The following is a 3,157-nucleotide window of genomic DNA, read 5'->3' as shown; positions in this document are numbered from 1 at the left end:
CGTAGGCGTAGATGAGCTTGGCGCCGCGGCGGATGATCCCGTTCCACTCCTGGTCCGTGCCGGGCAGGAAGCCGGGGACGTCGACGAAGGTGAGGACGGGGATGTTGAAGGCGTCGCACGTGCGGACGAAGCGCGCCGCCTTCTCCGCGGCCGCGATGTCGAGCGTGCCGGCCATCTGGAGCGGCTGGTTGGCGATGATCCCCACCGGGCGGCCCTCGACGTGCCCGAACGCGGTGATGATGTTCTGCGCGTAGAGCTGCTGGACCTCGAGGATCTCGCCGTCGTCGACGACGTGCTCGACGACGGTGCGCATGTCGTAGGGCTGGTTGTCCGAGTCCGGGACCAGGGTGTCGAGCTCGCGGTCGGCGTCGGTGACCTCGAGCGGGACGTCGCCGGCGGGCCACGTGGGCGGGTCGCTGAGGTTGTTCGACGGCAGGAAGGCGAGCAGTGCCCGGACGTAGTCGAGCGCGTCGTCCTCGTCCACGGCGAGGTAGTGCGCCACGCCGGAGCGCTCGTTGTGGGTCGCGGCTCCGCCGAGCTCCTCGAAGCCCACCTCCTCACCGGTGACGGCCTTGATGACGTCCGGCCCGGTGATGAACATGTTCGAGGTCTTGTCCGCCATGACGATGAAGTCGGTCAGGGCGGGGGAGTAGACCGCGCCGCCGGCGCTCGGGCCGAGGATGAGGGAGATCTGCGGGATCACCCCGGAGGCGGCGACGTTGCGGCGGAAGATCTCGGCGAACTGGGTCAGGGCGGCCACACCCTCCTGGATCCGGGCGCCGCCGCCGTCGGAGATGCCGATGAGCGGCACCCCGGTGCGCAGCGCCAGGTCCATGACCTTGGTGATCTTCTGCCCGTGGACCTCGCCCAGGCTGCCGCCGAAGACGGAGAAGTCCTGGGAGTAGATGCACACCTGGCGCCCGTCGATCGTCCCGTGCCCGACGACGACGCCGTCGCCCGGCAGCTTCTTCTTGTCCAGCCCGAAGTTGGACGAGCGGTGGGTGGCGAAGGCGTCCAGCTCGACGAAGCTGCCCTCGTCGAGCAGGGCGTGGATGCGCTCGCGGGCGCTCTTCTTGCCGCGGGCGTGCTGCTTCTCCTGCGCCGTCGCCTCGGCCCGCTGGAGGGCGTCGTTCCGGGCGGCGAGGTCCGCGAGCTTCGCCGCGGTGCCGGTGAGATCAGTGGAGTGGGTGGTCACCCGGCGAGCGTACTTGTGGGGAGCCACGGTCCTCGATGGCCCGTCCGGGTGTTTCGGCCCCGCGTGTTTGTGGCGGCCCCACAAGTACCCCCGTCACCGACGTGCAGGCGCTGCCGGACCGTGCCGCGCGGTGGGCCGGCAGCACCGATGCACCGCCGGCGCCTCGGACCGGCGAGGGGGTCAGCCGGCGGCGGCGAGGTGCTGCTCGATGACCTGGACGAAGACCTCGGTGGGCTGGGCGCCGACCACGGGCGTGCCGCCGACGACGAAGCTCGGCGTGGAGCTCAGGCCCACCGCCCGGGACTCCTCGATGTTGCGCTGCACCGTGGTGAGCACCGCCGTGCCGGTGAGGTCGGCGGTGAACTGCTCGACGTCCAGGCCGAGTTCCGCAGCGATCGCCTCGAGCTGCTCCGGCGAGCGGGCCTCCATGTCGGCGAACAGCCGCCCGTGGAACTCCTGGTAGGCGCCCTGCTCGGCGGCGGCCGCCGCGGCGATGGCGGCGCGGGTCGAGTCGTCACCGAGGATGCTGACGTCGCGCCACTCGAGGCGGACCGCGCCGGCCTCGGCGTACTCCAGCAGGGTGGGCTGGGTCTCCTCCACCCACTGTCGGCAGTACGGGCAGCTGTAGTCGGAGTAGACGACGACACCCACCGGCGCGTCGACCGGACCCGCGGCCATCGGGTCGCCCTCCAGCCGGCGGGTGAGGTCGGGGGCCGCGGCCGCGTCGGCGGGCTGCGCCGTCGCGCCGTCGGCCTCCCGCGTCGCCGTCGGGGAACCCGTCGGCTCGGCCGGTGCGGCGTCCTCCTCACCGCCACCTCGGCCGACGAGCAGCGCCGCGACCACCACCGCCACGAGGAGCAGGAGGATGGCCGGGACGAGGATCCGGCTGCGGGCAGCAGACATGGCGAGGACTCCAGACGCGAGGGGGACTCGGCCCATCGTACGTCCGGTGGGAGAACCGTCCGGCGGGCCGAGGTCCCGCGAGAACCGCCGCGTGAAGCCCTGTCGGACCTCGGCGTCCGCTGTCGACGAGTCCCGCCGGATGTGCCGAAGAACCGCCGTCGAGGGGTGCCGCCGCACCGCCTCCGCGTGGTTGGCTGTGACCATGAGCACGACGGAGGACCCCTTCGCCCGCGTCGTCCGGGTGGAGCAGGCGGAGTCGACCAACACCGTGCTGCGGGAGGCCGCTGCCGCCGACCCCGATGCCTGGCCGCACCTGTCCGTCCTCGTCGCGGACCACCAGACCGCGGGACGCGGCCGGTCCGGTCGCAGCTGGGTCACCCCGCCGGGTGCGGCCCTCACCGCCTCGGTCCTGCTGCGCCCACGGGTGCCGGTCGACCGGGCCCCCTGGCTCACCCTTCTCGCCGGGCTCGCCGTCGTCCGCGCGCTGCGCAGCCTGGTGCCGGAGGCGGAGTCCGTGGGCCTCAAGTGGCCCAACGACATCCTCCTCACCGATGCCGGCGCCGAGCTGGTCGGCTGGGGCACCGCCCGCAAGGTCGGGGGGATCCTCACCGAGCTCCTCCCGGGCAGCACCGAGACACCCACCGCCGTCGTCGGCATCGGGGTCAACCTCGCCCAGGACGTGGCCGACCTGCCCGTGCCCTCGGCCACCTCCCTGGCCGTCGCAGGGCTGCCCGTCCCGCCGGCGGAGGAGCTGCTCGACGCCGTCGGCCGGGCGCTGCGCCGTCTCGTCTCCGTCTGGGAGGAGCACGCCGGGGACGCGCAGGCCGCCGGTCTGCGTGATGCGGTGAGCGCCGACCTGCTCACGCTGGGCCGCCCGGTGCAGGTCGACCGCCCCGGGCAGGAACCGCTCCACGGCACTGCTGTGGCGCTCGACGACGACGGCCGCCTCCTCGTGCGCGACGCCGCGGGCACCACCCACGTGGTCCTCGCCGGAGACGTCCACCATGTGCGCACCACCGGTCCGGCGGGCGGTCATCCGGGTGAGGAGGCACGCTAACC

The 3,157-nt window shown here is 73.2% G+C and carries 3 protein-coding genes; 1 reads left to right on the top strand and 2 read right to left on the bottom strand.

All coding sequences use genetic code 11. The features are described 5' to 3' along the window. Nucleotides 1–1,195, bottom strand: a 1,195-nt coding sequence (locus Q0195_RS04220) for an acyl-CoA carboxylase subunit beta (protein ID WP_299274994.1), incomplete at its 3' end; no start/stop codon positions are given. Between the two features lie 180 nt (nucleotides 1,196–1,375). Then, nucleotides 1,376–2,098 carry a DsbA family protein gene (locus tag Q0195_RS04215; protein WP_299274993.1) on the bottom strand — a complete coding sequence of 241 codons (723 nt, stop codon included), beginning with the start codon at nucleotides 2,096–2,098 and terminating at the stop codon, nucleotides 1,376–1,378. Nucleotides 2,099–2,300: 202 nt separating this feature from the next. Between Q0195_RS04215 and Q0195_RS04210 the strand changes: the two genes are divergently transcribed. Next, complete coding sequence (locus Q0195_RS04210; protein WP_299274991.1) at nucleotides 2,301–3,155, top strand: biotin--[acetyl-CoA-carboxylase] ligase; 855 nt, start codon at nucleotides 2,301–2,303, stop codon at nucleotides 3,153–3,155. The last annotated feature ends 2 nt before the right edge of the window (nucleotides 3,156–3,157 follow it).

The sequence above is a fragment of the uncultured Georgenia sp. genome, from assembly GCF_937958535.1.
In the GTDB taxonomy this organism is placed as follows: Bacteria; Actinomycetota; Actinomycetes; order Actinomycetales; family Actinomycetaceae; genus Oceanitalea.
The sequence above is the reverse complement of the archived record's forward strand: the minus strand, read 5'-3'. Positions and strand labels throughout refer to the sequence as shown.

Coding starts and splice junctions, on each gene's coding strand:
- Q0195_RS04210 (WP_299274991.1), top strand. CDS start 2,301: ATGAGCACGACGGAGGACCCCTTCGCCCGCGTCGTCCGGGTGGAGCAG.
- Q0195_RS04215 (WP_299274993.1), bottom strand. CDS start 2,098: ATGTCTGCTGCCCGCAGCCGGATCCTCGTCCCGGCCATCCTCCTGCTC.